We start from the raw sequence: 19,760 nt of genomic DNA on the forward strand, positions 1-19,760 counted from the left end.
TAATGGTGTTGTACGGCTAACCGAATAACGGAATCAAAGAAACCAAGAGGTATTTTTACCTGTTTCTATTTTTGTTTGTGTTTTTTTGTTTTAGTCTTTTTTATCTGGCTCAGATACTTCGGGGTATCTTCTTGTTTTCTTTTGTTTACAAAATTAATAGGATTGAAATTGAAATTAGTAAAGTGAAATATATATAAATTGATGGAGGTATTGCCCTTGCCAAAAGAACACAAACTGCAAATTATCCCTTTAGGCGGGTTGGGTGAGATCGGGAAAAACATGACGCTGGTAAAGTATGACAACCAGATGATCATGATTGATGCCGGTATGGCTTTTCCTGAAGATGACATGCCTGGAATTGATCTGGTCATCCCTGACTATTCCTATGTCATCGAAAACAAGGACATGCTGCTCGGGATTATGGTGACCCATGGTCATGAAGATCATATCGGCACATTCCCGTATCTTCTGAAGGACATAGACGCGCCTGTATTTGCGCCAAAACTTACCTTGGGACTGATCCAGGCCAAATTAAAGGAGTGCAATGTCAACCGGTTTAAATCGACTGTCGTCAATCCTGGAGAGAGTATCAAGCTTGGCGTTTTTAAAATTGATTTTATCCGGGTCAACCACAGCATACCTGATTCTGTGAGTCTGGCTATCCATACACCCCTCGGTGTGATTGTCCATACCGGAGATTTTAAACTGGATCATACCCCCGTTACCTCGGAGATCCTGGATATTTATAAATTCTCCGAATTGGGTGAAAAAGGTGTACTCTGCTTAATGTCCGACAGCACAAATGTAGAAAGGCCTGGTTTTACGATGTCGGAGAGAGTGGTCGGGCAGATGTTTGACGATGTATTCCGTACCGCCAAGGAAAGGATCATTTTAGCCAGCTTTGCTTCGAATATCCATCGCGTGCAGCAGGTCATCACCGCTGCTTTCAAAACGAACAGGAAGGTTGCAATTGTTGGCAGGAGCATGCAGAATTACGCCTCAATCGCTGCTGAATACGGCTATCTGATCATTCCAGAAGGAACACTGGTCGATGTAGAAGAGGTTCTGCAGCTGCCGCCGAATCAGGTCTGTATTATTACAACAGGGAGCCAGGGAGAACCGATGTCGGCACTTTCTCGTATGGCTTCCAGCGATCATAAACAGGTCGAAATCCTGCCCGGTGATACGGTGATTATTTCGGCGAGTCCGATTCCGGGAAATGAGAAATCGGTTGCCCGGACCATCGATCAGTTGTTTAAACTCGGCGCCAATGTGATCCACGAACAAGCATCGGGCGTCCATGTTTCCGGCCATGGCAGTCAGGAAGAATTAAAGATGATGCTGAATATGGTAAGACCGCAGTATTTTGTGCCTGTGCACGGTGAGTACCGCATGCTGATCAAGCATGGTCAGATTGCCGAACAGCTTGGCATTCCGCACAAAAATATTTTTATTGCCGAAAATGGAAGTGTCATTGAGTTCACCAGAAATGGAGCAGGTATCGCTGGAAAAGTGCCATCCGGCAGAATTTTAGTGGATGGACTTGGCGTAGGGGACGTCGGCAATATTGTGCTGCGCGACCGCAAACAGCTGTCTCAGGACGGTATTTTAATCGTAGTCATTGCGCTGAGCCGTTCCACCAATGAAATCGTTGCCGGGCCTGATATTGTGACCAGGGGATTCGTCTATGTCAGAGAATCCGAGACGATGCTGGATGAGGCCAAAGAGAAAATCAAACAGACAACCGAACGCTGCCTTGAAAACGGCATTATTGAATGGGTTACTCTCAAAAATCAGATTAAAGACGTTCTAGGCAAGCATCTGTACGAAAAAACGAAAAGGAAACCGGTCATCCTGCCAATCATTCAAGAAGTGAAATAAGTTCAACAAGTTCGAACATTTTTTTCTAAACGGGTTGACAATGTTTTCGCATTTAGCTATACTATCAAATGTTCTCGCAATTTTGGCCCGTTGGTCAAGCGGCCTAAGACACCGCCCTTTCACGGCGGTAACACGGGTTCGAATCCCGTACGGGTCACCATTTAAAATCCGACGTTCGTGGTCTTCCTCGAACATCAGATAAGGGCGATTAGCTCAGCTGGGAGAGCGCCTGCCTTACAAGCAGGATGTCGGCAGTTCGATCCTGTCATCGCCCACCAAACTCGAAGTTCGAAGTTCGAGGCGCGAAGTTCGAAAAAGCATATTAAGATATTGCTTGAAGAGCGGAAGGTACGAACTGAACATCGGGAAACTTGCTGCAGAGGAATACGAAGGTTCGGATATCGAACGTCGTGCCTCGAATATCGAATTGGCCCCGTAGCTTAGTGGTTTAAAGCGCCTGCCTGTCACGCAGGAGATCGTCGGTTCAAATCCGATCGGGGTCGCCATTATTTATCAGGTTCTGAATTCATCCTGAAACCGATGGGGTGTCGCCAAGCGGTAAGGCACCAGACTTTGACTCTGGCATACGTTGGTTCGAATCCAGCCACCCCAGCCAGACGGGTCATTAGCTCAGCTGGTAGAGCACCTGACTCTTAATCAGGGTGTCCAGGGTTCGAGCCCCTGATGGCCCACCATCAAAACAATATTATTTCCGAGCCATTAGCTCAGTCGGTAGAGCATCTGACTTTTAATCAGGGTGTCCCGCGTTCGAGTCGCGGATGGCTCACCATCTATCATGCGGGTGTAACTCAGTGGTAGAGTGTCACCTTGCCAAGGTGAAAGTCGCGAGTTCGAATCTCGTCACCCGCTCCAAAAAAATATGCGCTCGTAGCTCAGCTGGATAGAGCGTCTGACTACGAATCAGAAGGCCGGGGGTTCGAATCCCTCCGAGCGCACCATCTTTCAAAGGCATTCGCCGTTATAGCTCAGTAGGTAGAGCGTATCCTTGGTAAGGATAAGGTCACCGGTTCAATCCCGGTTAACGGCTCCAGTTTTATGCGGGAGTGGCGGAATTGGCAGACGCGCACGTTTGAGGGGCGTGTGGTTAACACCGTGCGGGTTCAAGTCCCGCCTTCCGCACCAATCAGCGGTTTACGGAGAAGTACTCAAGTGGCTGAAGAGGACGGTTTGCTAAACCGTTAGAGTGGGTAACTGCTGCGAGGGTTCAAATCCCTCCTTCTCCGCCAGCATATTCCTCGATAGCTCAACGGTAGAGCAATCGGCTGTTAACCGATAGGTTGCTGGTTCGAATCCAGCTCGGGGAGCCATGGCAGGGTAGCCAAGTGGTCTAAGGCAAGCGGTTCATACCCGCTCATCCGAGGGTTCAAATCCCCCCCCTGCTACCAAACATGCGGGTGTAACTCAATGGTAGAGTGCCAGCCTTCCAAGCTGGTTACGTGGGTTCGATTCCCATCACCCGCTCCATAGAAAATAAAATCCTGCGCAATCGCGCAGGATTTTCTATTTATGAGGGTGATGGGAATCGAACGGGAGGAATAGAAAATGCGCCCTAAGGAAGCATTTTCCCGACCCGGCGTGATAGCGAGCGAATTGGCAGAGGCCAATTCGCGAAGCGGAGCGATTCCCATCACCCGCGGGGTTGATGTGTGAAGTAGTAAATAATAATGAACAAAACCATTTTGTCAAGATTTTGTCAATGACAATTTGAGAAAGATATTACAATTTATGCTATTTAGTAGTATAATTAAAATGTATTTTTATTTCTAAAAATGAAATATAAGATAAGCGAATAAATGTAAAAATTATGTAAAATTAATGTAAATTAAATGTAAAATATAGCAGAGGGAGTGAAACAATGCCTCTATATTCGTATGTTGCCAAAGACTTTTCCGGCCAGAGATCGACAGGCGTTCTGGAAGCCGATAGTATTCAGAACTTTTACCGCCAGCTCAAAGAGCGACAGCTTTTTTGCATCGAAGTCAGCGAAAAGAAACAAAGCGCGCAAAAAGCGATTAGTAAGGATAAGCCGATCAAGCTAAAAGTCAAAGACCTTGTCGTGTTTTGCAATCAGTTTCATGCACTATTAACAGCCGGGGTAACAGTCATCAAAGCACTCGATGTAATCTATCAGCAAACGGAAAGCAAGAAGCTCAAAGCAGTTGTTCTCAGAGTTTATGAAGCAGTCCAAAAAGGTGATATGCTTTCCGAAGCTATGCGCAAGCAGGGGCAGGCATTCCCGGAAATTCTCATTAATATGATTGAGTCGGGAGAAGCCAGCGGCAAACTTGATCTCGTACTGGCTAAAATGACGGATCATTTTGAAAAGGAACGAAAGCTTCGGACAAAAATGATTTCTTCCATGACATACCCGGCCATCTTAACCGGCGTAATGATCATTGTGGTTATTATATTGATGACTTTTGTGCTGCCGACGTTTACCGCCATGTTTGAATCGACCGGCACAACCCTGCCGCTGACAACCAGAATCCTTATGGGAATCAGTAATTTTATGAGGTCTTATTGGTACATTTTAATCATTGTGATTGCAGCGATCGTTTTTGCAACAAGACAATACATTAAGACGGATTCAGGAAGACTGAAATGGGATGGAATGAAACTGAAGATCCCTGTTGTAAAGTCGACTTCCATCAAGATCATGTCCGCCAGGATGGCCCGCACCCTTTCCACCTTGTTAAGCAGTGGGATTCCTTTACTGAACTGTATAGAAATCACCGCGAAAGTGCTTGGGAATAAAGTAGTCAGTGACGGTTTGTTAGCTGCCAAAGAGGATATGAGCAAAGGAGCGACGATCTCGCAGTCCATCCGCAAGATCGGGGTGTTTCCGCCGATGATTTATTCCATGATCAGCATCGGCGAGGAATCCGGCTCACTTGAGAGTATTTTGGAAAGAACGTCTGCCTATTATGACGAGGAAGCCGATGTGGCAATTCAGCGTATGCTGGCGCTGTTTGAACCGGCCTTGATCGTTGTGATGGCGGTCGTGATCGGCTTTATTGTTCTGTCGATTGTTTCGGCGATGTATGGCGCCTATCAGAATATTTAAGTAAATTATACATAAGAGGGGGAATATACTTGACTGCTGCATATCTGTCCTTTGATCTTGGAACAAGAAATATTCACGCTGTTGTCGGCCAGGCGGAAGGAAATACTGTCAGAATACTGCGAAGTGCCAGCATCGGGCTTCCGAAAGGCGTGCTCTCTGACGGTTTGATTACGAATAAAGAAGTACTGATCTCAGCCATGCAGGAAGTGCTTGCTTCTCTGAATACTTCCACCAAAGATGCCCTGATCACGTTTAACTCCAACAGCGTGATTATTCGTGAATTTGAGGTTCCTTCAGGAAATGAGCAAGAACTCGAAGCAATGATTAAGAATGAAATTATTCAATTTTTCGGTATGACGGATACCGATCTGGTCGAGTACCGCAAGATCGGTGAGACAGAGACCGGCGGAATGAAAAAAGTCAAGGTACGGGCAGCGGTCATGAATAAGGAAATAGCGCATGCGTATTACGACCTTCTTGATAGCCTTAAGCTGAAACCAGTCGCGCTAGATATTCACACGAATGTTATTTCTAAAATTTTCAACGAACAGACTGCGATTAACAACAATTTGTCGAAAAACTATATCATTTTGGATATTGGATATTCCGGGACGATGATCTATCTGATCTCTCAGGGCAGCCTGAATTTCTTCCGCTCTATCAGCTTCGGCGGAAGAGCAGTGGATCGCCTGCTTGCAGGCCTATTTGCCTTATCCGAAGAGAAGGCTGAAGAAAAGAAACTGGAGTTTCTTTCCGATAAACAAGAGCGCATTGCTTCGGAAGCAGGCGCAACGGAAAGAACGGAGAATAGATCCCTTGACGTGAAAAAGAAAGGCCATACGTTTGTGATTAAAAAGAAGGGTCTAACTGAAAATGTGGAAGAACCTGTTTCCGATTCAGTTGAGAACACGGTTGAAGAGTTTCGGCCCATTGAACAAGGAAAAGTTTTTACCAAAGAGGAAGCACTAGCCGCTGTGAAACCGCTTTACGGAGAACTGCTCGAAGAAATCCGAAAGGTCATGCAGTTTTTTGCGAACAGGAGCGGCTCCAAGGATTTGAGCCAAATCTACCTGATCGGTGGAGGCGCCAGTCTTACAGGAATACCTGAGTACCTGTCCCACGGGCTCGGTTTGAAAGTTGACCGGCTTAAGACGATCAGTAACATTCAGTATATAGACCATGAGCAGGCACCCGGAGACTATGTCAATGCCTCCGCTGCCCTGATCAGGCTTTGAGAGCAGGTGACAAAATGAATGATTTTAACTTTTTTTCAACATTTGAAAAACAGAAACTGGCCCAGAAGAGAAAAATCAGAAGATCCTATGGGGTGATACTTGGTGTGATTCTTGTTGTTGTACTATTTTACGGCATTATGGGGGCAAGGATGCTCTATTGTTCTTACGCGATTGATAAAGGCGAGGCCTTTCTGAATGCTCCGGAAAACAAAGCGAAGCTGACAGACATTCAGGCCAAGAAAGCAGCTACCGAGAATTTAATCACCTATACGGCGCAAGTAAGTCAGGCTAAGAACAAAATAGCGCTGGCCACTAAAGTCAGCAGTGAATTCCTGAATACCATACAAAAGACGATTCCGGCAGCAGTCAGCCTGAAGTCTCTGGAAATCAAAGACTATCAAGTGATTCTGCAGGGCACTGTACCGGCATCGGCGACAGTGGCCGAGTTGGCCCATAACCTGGAGGCAACAGAGCTTTTTTCCAGGGTGCAGGTACAGTTTATTCAAAGTGGTAGAGAAACAGCTGCCTATGAATTTTCCATTCTGTGCGAATTGAAGGAGGTGGCTGAATAATGAAGCTGCAGAAACCAAACTTGCAGGGGAAAAAGATTGGGAAATTATCACTCGATACCAAAATCACCGAGCGGGATAAAAAAATGCTGATGGTTCTTGGGGTTGTGATTATCATTGCGCTCAGCTACTATGTCCTTTACCTTCCGATGAGTGCCAGCCTTGAAAGTTTAACAGCCGATAAAGCAATCATGGATCAAAAAGTGGCTGCAGCCAAAAGCGACCTGGAAAATGAACAAAGCATTGTCAAGGCCTATGAAACGCAATTAGCGAAGGGAATGAAGGCTTCTGAAGCCTTCTTCCCCGGAGTCTATCCGTATAAGGAGCAGTATGTGCTGCTCGTGGAAAAGATCGTGAAGGGAAGCGGCGCGACGTTGACGAATCTTGAGTTTTCCGATCCCGAAGTTAGTGGGGTCGTGATGCCGGCGGACAACCGCTATCTGCTTCCGGCTTATTCCTTGCAGCAAGAAGCGAATACCATTAACCAAGCTTATAGTGACCAGCCGGCAAAAGAGATACCTTCTGCTGCAGGTACTTCCCAGAGTACCGCCACCACCGGTGAAGAGAAGACTTTACCTGCCGATGCGGTGCTCCGGCTGCCGGCAACAATTGAGTTTACCGGGAGCTACGCCCAGTACCGGACAGTTATCACCAGCCTGGAAAAACTAAACCGGGCGATTGCGTTGGAAGCCTTCGAGGCCAAGGAAGAGGAAACAGGACTGAAATTCACACTGACCGTATCTTTCTATGCGGTGGAAAAAGTTGATAACGGCGAGGATCCATTCAACGCCTGGACGATTAAAGGCAGTTACGGAAAGTCGGATCCTTTCAATTAAGCTTAAGAACGATTTTTTTCAATAATAGGAATACAAGGAGGGGAGTCATGTGAAAAAAAAATCGGATGGTTATGCATTAGTGCTGACAATGGTCTTATTGGTTGTGCTGTCTGTGTTGGGGACTGCGATCCTGAGTATTGCTTTCGGGGAGACCAAGATGGTCGCGAACCAAGTTGAAAACAAACGGGCCTACTATGCCGCACGTTCCGGCGCCGATGCAATGGCTTCCTATATTATTGATAACAGCAGCAATAGTAATATTGCGACAATCGTCAGTAATCTCATTACAAAGACCCTATATAATCCGGGAACAGGAACCGTTGGAAGCAATAATTTTGCTGTAAAAGTCAGCAGTATCAATAGCGGCCCATACAGCGGGGATCTGTTGATTGAATCTGAGGGGACGGCTGATACCGGTAATCTTCCGGTCACGGTCTATTTGACACTAAAACAGGCAGTTAAGATAGCTTTAGATATGACTGTATTTGCGGATGATGGTATGTGTTTTGGTAAGAATATAACAGTAACCGGTGATGTGGGGACGAATAGCGACAGTATTACTTTTGGGAAAAATCCAATAAATGGAGATGTTATTCTGGGCCCGGATACTAGTGATGCTGAAATGACGATCGCGGATGCTATGTCTGGAAATCCACAAAAACTAACTTCAAAGATAATATTTCCTGATACTAAGGCTACCTTATTTCCAACAGAAAATAATGAAGTGTTTTTAGGAACAGAAAAAAAAGTAAAGGGTAAGACTGTAATAACACCGTATGTAGTTACATCGAACCCAAGTGACCAAAGTAACAAAGTACTTGCAACGGCTGTAACAAATTTATCTGACGCCATGGAATATATCGAATGGCCTGCGGACGGGGGGGGTGAATTACAATTACTAATAACAAGCTCTGATTTTACTTTGGGAAAAACAGTTAACGTACCTTATGGTAATACTTTATATTTGTATTATAACGGCACTAGTCAATTAGCTGAGTCTAGTGGTAATTTTTCATATACGCATATTAGTATTTATGCACCAAATGCTGAATTCAATATTACTGGTGGCGGTAATGGCACTTTTTTAGGAAAAATGATAATAGGATCTTATGATGATACTTCAAACAGTCATGTAACATTAACAGATGATTCAGAGATAGACGAGAACAAGGTTGTTGGAATTGATACGTACCAACGCGATGTCTGGCTTAAATAAGGAATCATAAATGTTCGAAATAAGGTGTTATTAAGGAGGGATACCGGAATGCTTAGAAAAAAGGCAAAAGGGTTTACGCTGATTGAGATCATTGTCGCTCTGGCGATCATCGGTGTGATGGGAGTTTCCCTTCTTACTGTTTTCACAATGGGCATACGGGTCATCGTCCAGGCCAGAGACCGCAATGATGCGTCATTCACAGCCCAGTCCAAGGTGGAGGTAAAGCTCAATACGATAAATGCGACGCCTTCCACGATTACAATCACGATGCCCGATGCGACGACGATTTTGGCTAGTGGTACAGTAATGCTTGCCGAGAGTGCTACTGTGAACGGAAAAGAAGTTTCGATTGATTACTTCAAGCCCGGGAAATAACAGAATTTAGACTAGGAGGGGAGCCCATGAAATTCAGCATAAAAACACAAAGGAAGAGCAAGGGCTTTACCTTGCTTGAAGTGATGGCTGTCACTGCAATCATGGCTTTGGTCGTGGCAATCATTTACCCGATGATCACATTCGGAACAACCGCTCTTCACAAGGGACAAGTAAATGCCGATAAGCAATACCAAGTGCGCATGGCTGCCGATTTTATCAGCAAGCAGCTGCGCTATGCCAATTCATTTACCTTCCTGACGAGTACGCCTACCGCTGCCACCGGCAGAAACGATATTTACCTGGATGCTTCAGGTTTCTTCCACTACAATAACAATGGAACGAGTGCCACTGTGTCAGGAGTTGACAATACCACCAAATTTAAAATCTCTTTTACCAACACCGGAAAATCAAATTCGATCATTTTTACGATTGGTGATAAAGATGATGTCAATTATGATGTCACCACCGAAGTCATTCTGCTGAATTATCATAAAAGCACGTTTCCGACCGCCTCAGGCTCCTGTATCGGTTTCTCGTATACCTTGCCGTCTTCTTTGTAGGGCAGCCTGCGCAGTTGATTTTAGTAAAGTAAATAGTCTGGATGATCATATCCTATGGAGAGTGCAATATGGAAGAAACCGGGCAATTGAATCAGCCTATCAATGAAGCAGCAGCGTACTACTATCAGCATAAAGATAAAGAATCAGCAGAAAAGGTACTTGGAGCTGGCAAGGGATTGATCAAATATTTTGCAAGGCTCTACGGCGGAGGCTGCTGCGAGGACGATCTTTTTCAGGCTGGCAGTCTGGGTTTGCTAAAAGCTTTGCGGAATTTTGACCCCGATAGGGAGACTAGCTTTGTGACTTTTGCTTCTCACTGTATCATGGGGGAGGTTTGTCATCTAGCGCGCAAAGAAGCATCTTTCTACCGTCCGGGTTGCATTGTTGAGCTTCAGTCCAAGGTGGATCAGGAAGTCATGAAATATATGAAAGAAAACGGCGATGTACCTGGTACTGAATACATCGCCAAAAAGCTGAAAATTAAGGAAGAGAGCGTCATAGAAGTTATGCGGGCGGGATTTGTAAGTTTTGATGACATCGACGCTTCAAGGATTCATAGTACAGCCTACGAGACCTTTCAACTCCCAATTGAGGATAAGCTTACGCTTTACCATGCGTTAAAAAAGCTCACAGATATCCAGCAGAAAGTGGTTCAAATGCTTTTTTTAAAAGACATGACACAACAGCAGGTCGCTTCGCAGCTTGGAATATCTCAACGGCAGGTTAGCAGGGTGAAGGAACGAAGTATAGAGGTGTTAAGGAAAAATATTAAAAACTAGTGGAATTAAAGAGTAATAATTAAGCATTATATATTAAATGGAATAAGAAAAAGGATGAACCAGATAAATTACCTGATCATCCCTTTTTTATGATTGACTCTTTTTTACTTCACTTTTTTGATCACGCAAATAATTGTATAGTTAATTAGGGAGTTTCACCCATCGCTTGAACTTTACCACTCGTAGCAGCACTTCTTCCAGCACGGAAACCATCTTTATCAAATGTGAAATATCCGTTTGCATCAATTGCGCTTAGAGTGCCACCTGTAACGCCAGATAGGGTCCTTACATTTCCACCAGCAGCTTCTGATGGGGTACCATTTTCAGCTTTTATACCATCAATTGCTGTAGCAATTTGTTTTGCATCTACTAATGCTTGAGTTGCTTTAGCTTTGTTCTGGAACCCAGTAAAAGTAGGGATCAACACAGCCGCAAGAATACCCAAGATCGCAATAACCACAATCAGTTCAATCAGTGTAAAGCCTTTGTTTTTCTTTTTCATTTGAAGACACATTTTCTTTAACATTTCTTTTTCCTCCATTTTTTAATTATCATAAACTTTTTGAGGTTGTCCTCATGGTCTAGACGTTTGAATTATACCTGCAAAATTATTTTTTAGACACGATTCTTGTTATTTTACAAAATTTATACAAATAATTTACATTTATTTTACAAATCAAAAAATCTATTGTCCTGGCAGGATTTGGGCAATATAATTAACCATAGATATGGAAACTCAGGGGGATACGAAAGATGATTACATTGATGACGCAGACAGATATAATGGTCTTAAGCGGAACATTGCTGCTGGTGCTGTTCATAGCACTCATATTCTACATAAAATACGATATGGTGCGTCTGGGCGGACTCGCGAAGGGCCTTAAACAGATAAGTAATGCGGATAAGAAGCTGCCGTCTGATCAAAAGGGCAGAATGGACACGCTGCTGGATATGGCCTCTAAAACTGGAAACCCGGTTTTAGAAACGCTTTGGAAAGAGTATCACCGGGAATATGCAGATAGGCTCAAAGGTGAGATCTGTCCGGACATTCCGTATTACTTTAATGAAAACAATATGATCAATATCCCGTGCGGGCGGCAGATGATGGAGCGCGCAAGTTTGGCTCTTTTTATTCTGGGTATTGCCGGGTCGATGGTATATCCCTCTTTGTATTTTCTGGGTTTTGACGGGACGGTGACACCCGAAGGCATCATCAGGAACCTTGGTATCCTGCTTTTGGAGCTGGCAGTGGTCTCCGTAATTGTCTTTCTGTTTAAAGTGGCCGATACGGCCAGACTGGAGAGAACCAGGAAAGGGCTATGGGAATATCAATACAGGCTTTCCGGATGGCTGAATCCGATTTCCGAACACACGGAGATCAGTCTCTTAGTCGAGAGCCAGCGTCAGAACACCCTGGCTTTTCAGGACGCGGTGCAGCGGCTGGAAAACAGATTGGATTCCTTTGAGACAGAGACGATGGCGCCGATGCTTGGAGATAAGTTCAGGGAAGCCATCGAACAGAATATTACGCCGGTATTAAAGCAGACTTCAGGCGTGCTGACCGATCTTTCAGATGCGCTGATCACCAGGCAGGAAAATGGGATGAAAGAACTGGCTCAGACCTTTACCGAAAAAGTCACTGCGGTTACGGCCGACAGGCTGAATACGTTTACGGAAAAGACCACAGTGATTGCCGGGGCTCTGGAAACCGTTGTATCAGGTATGAGCAGGATCCAGGAAGCGACCGAACAAAACGCAAAATCCCAGGAAAAACTTTGTGTACAGTCTCTTGATGCACTGAATGAAGCCGGTAAAGTCCAGACACAGGTCTCGGAGGCATTGCGGGCCTCTCTGGACAGCGTCAGGGCGGCAGAAGCAGTTGCTGCAGAGATGAGAGCGTATGCAGTTCAAGGCATGGATAAAGCCGATGCCATGGCGCTGCAGTCGCTGCAGTTGCTCGAAGAGAACGTGGAGCAAGTGAAATCGGTCCAGAATGGGATTGCAGAGCTGGCGGGCACACTGCAGGGGCATATGGATCAATCCATCGCCAGGATTTCCGAAACACTGATCGGCGCAGTCGAAAAATACGCGGAAATTTTTGCAGGAATCGAGGCATCAAGAAAACTGCACGGGGAACAGACGGATCAAAGAATTGGGCAGATGGTGGAGGGCCTAGATCTACGTCTTTCGGATTTCAGCGACCGGATCTTGAAGTCCAGTGCGCTGGCGACAGATAAGCTGACCTCTTCGGTAACTGAGATCTCTGAGTCCAGCAGTCTGCTGCTGGAACAAATCAATGAAAAGGCTTCCCAGATGTATGCGGAGATTACCGGCAAGCTGGATAATTCCAATATGCAGATCTCCGGATACCTGGCTCGGGCTGTTGCGGAATATGCGGAGGTCAGCAACAGAATGGAAGCGTCCCGTGAAAAATACAGTGAAGAACTGGATAACAGGCTTAGTCAATTAATCGAGGCAACCGATGAAAGGTTGGCGGGCTATACGGAGAATATCATGGGATCCCATACGCTGACAGCTCAAAAATTGACGGTAGTCGCGGAGGGTCTCTCGCTATCAAGCAGCAATTTATTGGAACAGATCAACGAACGCGCTTCCCAGCTGTTCAGTGATGTGGCAACCAAGCTGGAAAGCTCCAATCTGCAAATCTCCGGAGATCTTGTCAGGGCGGTTGAAGGATACACAGAAGTCAGCACCAAAATGGAAGAGTCCCGCGAAAAATATGGTTATGAGCTGGATGAAAGGCTCAGTCGGCTGATGGCGATAACCGATGAACGTTTGTCGGATTACAGTAACAGAATCATGGCCTCCAACCTGCAGACAACGGAAAAACTAGCTGATATGGCCGCGGAGGTATCGCTCGAAGGCAAAAATATGCTGGAAAAGGTAGGCCGTCAGGCTTCTGATCTTTATGGCGATTTGCTTAGCAGGATGGATAAGTCCATTGATTCCATGGGCGAAAATCTGGCAGTAAGTATGCGGGCTGCCATGGGTGAAAGCATAGAGATTGTGGAGAAGCTGGCAGTCAGGACTGCAGAAATGAAAGATCTGTATGACGACTACTTCACCCGGATCGCGGAGCAGTCTTCAAAGACCTTGGACGAGCTCGATTTCAGCATACAGAAGACAATGGCATCCTTCTCGTCAGAAACGGCCGAGATCATCAGCAAAATTGCGAACAACTCTTCCGGAGCACTGGAATTCTTTGATAAAGGGATTAAGGAACTGGTTGAAAATATGGACGAGAATTCCCGCAGTATCGGTCTCTACACCAAAGAAATTAATATTGACGTGGCCGATCTGTCTGCAAATCTCAGGTTGTCCGTACAGGAATTTAATGAGCGGATTCAGGACGGGATCAATGGAACCTTTGCAGATTTTGACAAGGGTCTCGGGGAAGTAACCCTGAGACTGGCCACCATCCTTGAAAGTATCAGAGATTCTGCAGAAGCGCTGCAGAGCGCTTTAAAAACAGGAACGAAGCAGTAAACAGGAGTAAAGTATGCAGAGATTTACCCCGGAGCGATTAAACAGCACAATGGATGTTCTGCGTGAGACCGTTTTACTGCCTCACGAGTTTGCGGAGCGGGTCAGCCGGAATCCAGAGCCTGGAACATTTAAAGACGATTTCAGCAGATTCCAGGGCTCTCTGGAGAGCTATGCTTTTTCCCTGGGCAAAAGGGAACTTGAGGATTGCCTTGTCGCTTTGATACAGGATCATAGGCCGGAAATGAAGTCCGTGATCCTCCAGATTCTTAAACTGCGGATGAGTCCAAGGCTGATCAGCTTGATCCGGGCGCTCACTCAGTATTTTTATGAGCTTCCGGAAATGAGAAAGGCTTCAAGGCTTGCAGCAAATTCTAGGGATTGCAGTGACGAGCTCCTGCATGAGTTGTTTGATCAGGAAAAGGATATTATTGAAGCTGCGGTCAATCTGATTCATCAAAATGAGGAAATGGTTTCTCCGATGATCACGAGATACAGGTTGATTACAGGGAGCCCTTTTTGCAAAGCTGTAATCCGCAGATTTTTTCAGGATGGAAATGAGGAAAGCTTCCTCTTAAATGAGGATTATTTTTTAGAAATGATTGATGCGGATTCTGAACGGGATTTAGTGCCTGTGGTCATTAATTATCTTGATCAGACCTGGACGCAGGCTCCTTCCAGGTCTATCAACCGGAAACTGCTCCAAAGATTTGGCCTGCCTGAGGATGAGAAGTCCATAATCTGGGAGAACACCGATGCTGATTTGATTGCGAAATACCGCCAATGGGTTTTCCTGGACATGATGGAGGATTTTTTTGGTCCGGATAACCGAAAATATCTGATTTTCAGCAGGTATTACCAGGAGTTGAAGCATATCGGGCTCTACCATGACGATCAGATCATGGTCCTTGATTTTGGACAATTCGGCATCTTAGATCTGAAAGAGATGGCCGAATATTCCTGGCTGATGGAAAAATCAACACTGGAAATGGAGCTGGAAACCCTGCAGAAAGGGGAAGAACTTCGCTTGATTCACAGGAAGACAGATATCGAGGCCAGAGATGTTATCATTGAAGAAAAAAGCTCAGATATTCTGGTTTTAAATCTTACCGGAGTAGGTAAGCTATATGTTGCGGAGCTAATGGGGGAACTGCTCCGCAGGGGCGAAGAGATCTGGCCGGTCAAGTTCAAGCATGCGATATCCCGCTTTCGGGAAAAGATCTATTAATAGGTGATCTACCCATAGATGATATACTTAATTGTGAAAGAAACGCCCTGCCCGGAATATTTCTTATACTCCGAACAGGGCGCTTTATTTTATTGCTTTATAAACAAAATACTAAAGGTATGGTGCTATTCGAGGCCAAGTGAAGCACGATGCGAAACGCGACTGTTTGCGCCATGGATGGCGCAACAGTCGAAGCGCGGATAGCACCATGTCGTAAGCCCCTATTTTAACTTAGAAAATAAACGGCTGATCAAGATACTTCGAGAACAATTCAGGATTCACACATCTCGATTTTGCTTCCTCTAGGGTTACCATCTTCCGTTTGACCAGATTCGCCAGGGAATAATCCATCGGGGCCATACCGACTTTGATGCCAGTCTGAATAACTGTGTCAATCTGGTGGGTCTTGCCTTCGCGGATCATATTCCGGACAGCGTCATTGACGATGAGAGCTTCCATCGCTGCAACACGTCCGGTGCCATCAATAGTAGGCAGCAGCTGCTGGCAGATAATGCCCTGAAGAACAGATGCCAGCTGAACTTTAATCTGCTGCAGCTGATTCGGCGGAAAGACATCGATGATCCGGTCAATAGTAGTCGCTGCGGATGAAGTATGGAGCGTGGACAAGACCAGGTGGCCTGTTTCTGAAGCCATCAGGGCTGTGTTGATCGTCTCAAGGTCGCGCATTTCACCGACCAGGATAACATCGGGGTCTTCACGCAGTGCAGACCGTAAAGCATCTGCAAAGGTATGGGTATCGTCGCCAATCTCACGCTGGTTTATCATGCATTGATTATGGGCATGCAAATATTCGATCGGGTCTTCGATGGTAATGACGTGACTGTTGCGGTGCGTATTCATATGGCGCACCATGGCAGCAAGGGTAGTGGATTTACCGGAACCGGTCGGACCTGTGACCAGGATCAGACCTCTGGGTTTCATCGAGAGGTCTTTCAGGATATCGGGAAGTCCCAGTTCGTTTATGCTTGGAATATCAGGAACAATGACCCTGATCGCGGCTGCCATGCTTTTCCGTTGGCTGTAGACGTTAACCCTGAAACGGCTGATACCAGGGATCGTATAGGAAAAGTCAACTTCTCCCTTTTGCTGCAAACGGTTTTTCACGGGTTCATCCATCAGTTCGTCGACAAGCTCTTTAGTGTCCAACGGAGACAAATACTTGGCGTTTGCCATCGGAGTCAAGATACCATTGATTCTGAACATTGGGGGGAGACCGGTTGTGATGTGGAGGTCAGAAGCTTTCAGTTCCAATGACATTAAAAGTAAGTCCCTGATATTTAGATTCATACAAACACTCCTCAACATAATTAGATTTGATCGGTCTATTCAATACTATAGGTTACTTTTAATAATTCTTCCGTGGTGGTGGTTCCGTCCAGAACCAGACGGGTACAGGTATCACGCAGAGAAATATAGCCAAAGCGGCCGGCAATATGTCTTATTTGATCAGGAGTTACTCCCCGGTTAACCATCTCGCGGATATCCTTGTTGATCGGAATGATTTCATGGATGGCAGTTCTGCCGTGATAGCCTGTGTAATTACAGGCAGGACATCCAGTCCCTTTGTATAGCGGCTGGGGTTCTCGCAGTTTCAGCAGCATCATTTCGGCATGTTCCGGCCGGTATGAAGTTTTGCATTTCGTGCATATTTTACGGACAAGTCTCTGTGCCATCAGGCCGACAACCGCGGAAGAGACGAGATAGGATTCAATTCCCATATCGACAAGTCGGAGGATCGAGGAAGCTGCGTCGTTGGTATGAATGGTGCTTAAGACCAGATGGCCGGTGATGGCAGAACGGATCGCAATCTGGGCTGTTTCAGAGTCCCGGATCTCTCCGATCATGATAATGTCCGGGTCCTGACGCAAAATGGACCGCAGTCCCGAAGCAAAAGTCAGGCCAGCTTTGGTATTGACCTGGACCTGGTTGATCCCATCCATCCGGTATTCAACAGGATCTTCTACGGTGATGATATTGACAGTGGGTTTATTCAACTCCCGCATGACTGCATAAAGTGTCGTGGTTTTTCCGGAACCGGTGGGGCCCGAAACAAGGATGATCCCATTCGGACTTTTAATAATCCTGTCAAACAGCTCAAGATTTTCGGTAGTGAAGCCCAGTTCGGATTTGGTATAGGTACTATTTCTCATCCCAAGGACACGGATTACAATCTTTTCTCCGTGGACGGTAGGCAGAATGGATAGTCTGAGGTCAACATTGTTGCCGTCAATGCTGACTTCGATCCTGCCGTCCTGGGGCAGACGCTTCTCGGCAATATCCATTTGTCCCATGATCTTGATTCTGGTGACAATGGCCTGGTGGGCCGCTTTGGATGTTTTCATGGCTTCCTGAAGTTCTCCGTCTATTCGGTAGCGGATCCGCATTTCATCGTCAGAAGGCTCAATATGTATATCGCTCGCATTGGTCTTGATGGCATGCTGGATCACGGAATTGACTAGTCTTACGACCGGTGCATTCGTCACCTCATCGCCGAACTGGTCGTCAATTCCGGAAAAATCAACAAGGTCATAGGTTTGTTTCAGTTCTTCAATCGCTTTTTCGGCGCTTTCCTTGCCATAATAGCGCTCGATCGCATTCATGATATCTGACGCGGTAGCCATGGCTGGCTTGATGTCAAGGAGGGTGGCCCGTTTGACATCATCGATCGCATAAAAGTCCAACGGATCGACCATGGCAACGATTAGCACATTGTTTTCCTTCCTGATCGGGATCAAGGAATGCTTTCTGACCATTCCTTCCGTAATCAGACCGGTCGCCAGAGGATCTATCGGAGTTTCGCCAAGGTCAAAGTATGGAATGTGATATTGAAATTCCAGCACTTTGAGTAGCTGTTTTTCCGTAATGGATTTCGTTTCAATAAGGATCTCGCCCAGTTTTTTAGAAGTTTTGGACTGCATTTCCAAAGCATCTTCGAGCTGCTTGGTAGTAATCACCTCTGATTCAACTAAAAGCTGTCCCAGTTTTCGCATCGTTTCCGGCATATTTTTTCTCCAATTGATTGTTTATGTTTTGTCTATTTTAATTTATTGTATTATAGTGTAAATCAAAAATAAAGAAAAATTGCTAATATTTACAAATCCTGCGAATTTAGATACCCTAAGGGAAGAAAGATTAAAGGAGTGTTTGAGATGGAAACGTTTTTTATGGAACATGTTTGGCTGGTCTATTTGGGTTTATTTATCGTCGGGATTGCTGCCGGGAGATTTTTGAAAATATTAATTAGAAGAAACATGGATGAGGAACACAGAAATTTCCCAGCCAAACCGGTCATGGAAATCTTGAATGCGTTCTTATACTGCGCTGTATTCTGGAAATATGGTTTTTCTGTGGAAACACTGGGTTTTATAATTCTTGGTTCTATCCTTTTGCTGATTGCTTTCATCGATTTTAAGACTATGTTGATCCCCAACTGGACTGTCCTCTTGATTCTGGTTCTTGGCATTTTATTTGCTTTCTTCAGTCGGGATGTTTCCTGGCTGCAGAGGCTGATTGGCTTCTTTGGAGCTGGATTGGGTTTGCTGCTGATCTATATATTCTCCAGAGGCGGCATAGGCGGCGGAGATATCAAGCTGATGGCTGCATCGGGTTTTTTCCTGGGCTGGAAGCTAACGCTTTGGGCAATGCTTGTCGGGTCAATTATCGGTGGAGTCTTTGGGGTGGTTATCCTGGCCAGCGGCAAAGGACAATTAAAGACTGCGATTCCATATGGACCGTTTTTAGTAATAGGTATCATAGGAAGCATTCTTTTTGGCAATGAAATGATTTCGTGGTATTGGAGTTTATTAATACGCTAAATCGTTTTATTATTTTTTAGATTAGATGTATTGTATTTTTGCCGCAAATAATAAGAAAATGCGTAAAATAACAGGTAATAAATTCTTTTGAAAGAATCATGTGATTTGCTGTTGACAGTGTCAAAACAGCGTGCTATTATAATAAAGCGTCTCGGGGCGGGAACGCCTGAAAGAAGCGCAAAGGTCATTGAAAACTGAACAACAAGAATGAATTAAAAAGCTAGACTCGTCAATAAATTTTGGTAAACAAACGAGCTGAATCAAGCTCCGTAAATAGTTTTTATGGAGAGTTTGATCCTGGCTCAGGACGAACGCTGGCGGCGTGCCTAACACATGCAAGTCGAACGGTCCGACGCCTAACACCGAATGCTTACATGCAGGAAGCAAGCAACAGAAGCGAGTGCGCGAGCGAAGAGAGCGCACCACGCTATTTAAAAGTGGATAACACGTTAAATAGTGGGGTGAACCTGAGAGAGCGCACCACGCTATTTAAGCTTGCCAACACATGAGAGAGCATTGGGTGTTAGGCGGAGGATAGTGGCGAACGGGTGAGTAACGCGTGGGTAACCTGCCCTTAAGACCGGGACAACAGCTGGAAACGGCTGCTAATACCGGATGTATTGTCCGAGAGGCATCTCTTGGAGAAGAAAGCTGGC

General features: G+C 45.5%; 15 protein-coding genes, 14 tRNA genes and 1 rRNA gene. 27 read left to right on the forward strand and 3 right to left on the reverse strand.

Going from position 1 to position 19,760, the window contains the following annotated elements; translation table 11 throughout:
- Window positions 1–216 precede the first annotated feature (216 nt).
- From NC238_04850 to NC238_04960, 23 genes are all read left to right on the forward strand, one after another.
- Window positions 217–1,881: a ribonuclease J gene (locus tag NC238_04850; protein ID MCM1565283.1), complete on the forward strand. Its 1,665-nt coding sequence runs from the start codon at window positions 217–219 to the stop codon at window positions 1,879–1,881.
- A gap of 84 nt (window positions 1,882–1,965) precedes the next feature.
- Window positions 1,966–2,041: transfer RNA gene (locus NC238_04855), tRNA-Glu, on the forward strand.
- Between the two features lie 42 nt (window positions 2,042–2,083).
- Window positions 2,084–2,159: transfer RNA gene (locus NC238_04860), tRNA-Val, on the forward strand.
- A 151-nt stretch (window positions 2,160–2,310) separates the two neighbouring features.
- Window positions 2,311–2,387 (forward strand) — tRNA-Asp (locus NC238_04865).
- A gap of 35 nt (window positions 2,388–2,422) precedes the next feature.
- Window positions 2,423–2,497, forward strand: a tRNA-Gln gene (locus NC238_04870).
- Between the two features lie 3 nt (window positions 2,498–2,500).
- Window positions 2,501–2,576, forward strand: a tRNA-Lys gene (locus NC238_04875).
- A 19-nt stretch (window positions 2,577–2,595) separates the two neighbouring features.
- Window positions 2,596–2,671, forward strand: a tRNA-Lys gene (locus NC238_04880).
- An 8-nt stretch (window positions 2,672–2,679) separates the two neighbouring features.
- Window positions 2,680–2,754 (forward strand) — tRNA-Gly (locus NC238_04885).
- Window positions 2,755–2,763: 9 nt separating this feature from the next.
- Window positions 2,764–2,840: transfer RNA gene (locus tag NC238_04890), tRNA-Arg, on the forward strand.
- Between the two features lie 16 nt (window positions 2,841–2,856).
- Window positions 2,857–2,932, forward strand: a tRNA-Thr gene (locus NC238_04895).
- Between the two features lie 7 nt (window positions 2,933–2,939).
- Window positions 2,940–3,024 (forward strand) — tRNA-Leu (locus NC238_04900).
- A 13-nt stretch (window positions 3,025–3,037) separates the two neighbouring features.
- A tRNA-Ser gene (locus NC238_04905) sits at window positions 3,038–3,128 on the forward strand.
- Window positions 3,129–3,134: 6 nt separating this feature from the next.
- A tRNA-Asn gene (locus tag NC238_04910) sits at window positions 3,135–3,209 on the forward strand.
- Between the two features lies 1 nt (window position 3,210).
- Window positions 3,211–3,287 (forward strand) — tRNA-Ile (locus NC238_04915).
- A gap of 5 nt (window positions 3,288–3,292) precedes the next feature.
- Window positions 3,293–3,366 (forward strand) — tRNA-Gly (locus NC238_04920).
- 391 nt (window positions 3,367–3,757) lie between these two features.
- A complete protein-coding gene (locus NC238_04925; protein ID MCM1565284.1) occupies window positions 3,758–4,966 on the forward strand; it encodes a type II secretion system F family protein in 1,209 nt (402 codons plus the stop codon).
- Window positions 4,967–4,995: 29 nt separating this feature from the next.
- On the forward strand, window positions 4,996–6,201 hold the full coding sequence (gene pilM, locus NC238_04930) for a pilus assembly protein PilM (GenBank protein ID MCM1565285.1): 1,206 nt from the start codon (window positions 4,996–4,998) through the stop codon (window positions 6,199–6,201).
- Window positions 6,202–6,215: 14 nt separating this feature from the next.
- Complete coding sequence (locus tag NC238_04935) at window positions 6,216–6,773, forward strand: PilN domain-containing protein (GenBank protein MCM1565286.1); 558 nt, start codon at window positions 6,216–6,218, stop codon at window positions 6,771–6,773.
- Entirely contained in the window at window positions 6,773–7,606 is an 834-nt protein-coding gene (locus NC238_04940) for a type II secretion system protein M (protein MCM1565287.1), read from the forward strand. Before NC238_04935 ends, NC238_04940 begins: the two co-directional genes overlap by 1 nt.
- 49 nt (window positions 7,607–7,655) lie before the next feature.
- On the forward strand, window positions 7,656–8,822 hold the full coding sequence (locus tag NC238_04945; GenBank protein MCM1565288.1) for a PilX N-terminal domain-containing pilus assembly protein: 1,167 nt from the start codon (window positions 7,656–7,658) through the stop codon (window positions 8,820–8,822).
- A gap of 48 nt (window positions 8,823–8,870) precedes the next feature.
- Window positions 8,871–9,197, forward strand: a complete 327-nt coding sequence (locus NC238_04950) for a type II secretion system GspH family protein (protein ID MCM1565289.1) — start codon at window positions 8,871–8,873, stop codon at window positions 9,195–9,197.
- Between the two features lie 26 nt (window positions 9,198–9,223).
- The gene (locus NC238_04955) at window positions 9,224–9,757 is read left to right on the forward strand and encodes a type II secretion system GspH family protein (protein MCM1565290.1); all 534 of its coding nucleotides are present in this window, start codon (window positions 9,224–9,226) and stop codon (window positions 9,755–9,757) included.
- 68 nt (window positions 9,758–9,825) lie between these two features.
- Window positions 9,826–10,536, forward strand: a complete 711-nt coding sequence (locus NC238_04960; protein MCM1565291.1) for a sigma-70 family RNA polymerase sigma factor — start codon at window positions 9,826–9,828, stop codon at window positions 10,534–10,536.
- Between the two features lie 145 nt (window positions 10,537–10,681).
- On the opposite strand, the gene NC238_04965 is transcribed toward NC238_04960, so the two are convergent.
- Window positions 10,682–11,062 carry a prepilin-type N-terminal cleavage/methylation domain-containing protein gene (locus tag NC238_04965; protein MCM1565292.1) on the reverse strand — a complete coding sequence of 127 codons (381 nt, stop codon included), beginning with the start codon at window positions 11,060–11,062 and terminating at the stop codon, window positions 10,682–10,684.
- 227 nt (window positions 11,063–11,289) lie between these two features.
- Here NC238_04965 and NC238_04970 point away from each other — a divergent pair, with 227 nt between their 5' ends.
- A complete protein-coding gene (locus NC238_04970) occupies window positions 11,290–14,043 on the forward strand; it encodes a methyl-accepting chemotaxis protein (GenBank protein ID MCM1565293.1) in 2,754 nt (917 codons plus the stop codon).
- A gap of 13 nt (window positions 14,044–14,056) precedes the next feature.
- Window positions 14,057–15,268 (forward strand): hypothetical protein, encoded by a 1,212-nt coding sequence (locus tag NC238_04975; protein MCM1565294.1) that lies wholly within the window; start codon window positions 14,057–14,059, stop codon window positions 15,266–15,268.
- Between the two features lie 231 nt (window positions 15,269–15,499).
- On the opposite strand, the gene NC238_04980 is transcribed toward NC238_04975, so the two are convergent.
- Together NC238_04980 and tadA are read right to left on the reverse strand one after the other, a co-directional pair.
- On the reverse strand, window positions 15,500–16,576 hold the full coding sequence (locus NC238_04980; protein MCM1565295.1) for a type IV pilus twitching motility protein PilT: 1,077 nt from the start codon (window positions 16,574–16,576) through the stop codon (window positions 15,500–15,502).
- 35 nt (window positions 16,577–16,611) lie between these two features.
- Window positions 16,612–18,291 (reverse strand): Flp pilus assembly complex ATPase component TadA, encoded by a 1,680-nt coding sequence (gene tadA, locus NC238_04985; protein MCM1565296.1) that lies wholly within the window; start codon window positions 18,289–18,291, stop codon window positions 16,612–16,614.
- A gap of 147 nt (window positions 18,292–18,438) precedes the next feature.
- Here tadA and NC238_04990 point away from each other — a divergent pair, with 147 nt between their 5' ends.
- Together NC238_04990 and NC238_04995 are read left to right on the forward strand one after the other, a co-directional pair.
- Window positions 18,439–19,104: an A24 family peptidase gene (locus NC238_04990; protein ID MCM1565297.1), complete on the forward strand. Its 666-nt coding sequence runs from the start codon at window positions 18,439–18,441 to the stop codon at window positions 19,102–19,104.
- A gap of 279 nt (window positions 19,105–19,383) precedes the next feature.
- Window positions 19,384–19,760: ribosomal RNA gene (locus NC238_04995) — 16S ribosomal RNA — on the forward strand; the annotation flags it as partial.

The sequence above is a fragment of the Dehalobacter sp. genome (assembly GCA_023667845.1).
GTDB lineage: Bacteria > Bacillota > Desulfitobacteriia > Desulfitobacteriales > Syntrophobotulaceae > Dehalobacter.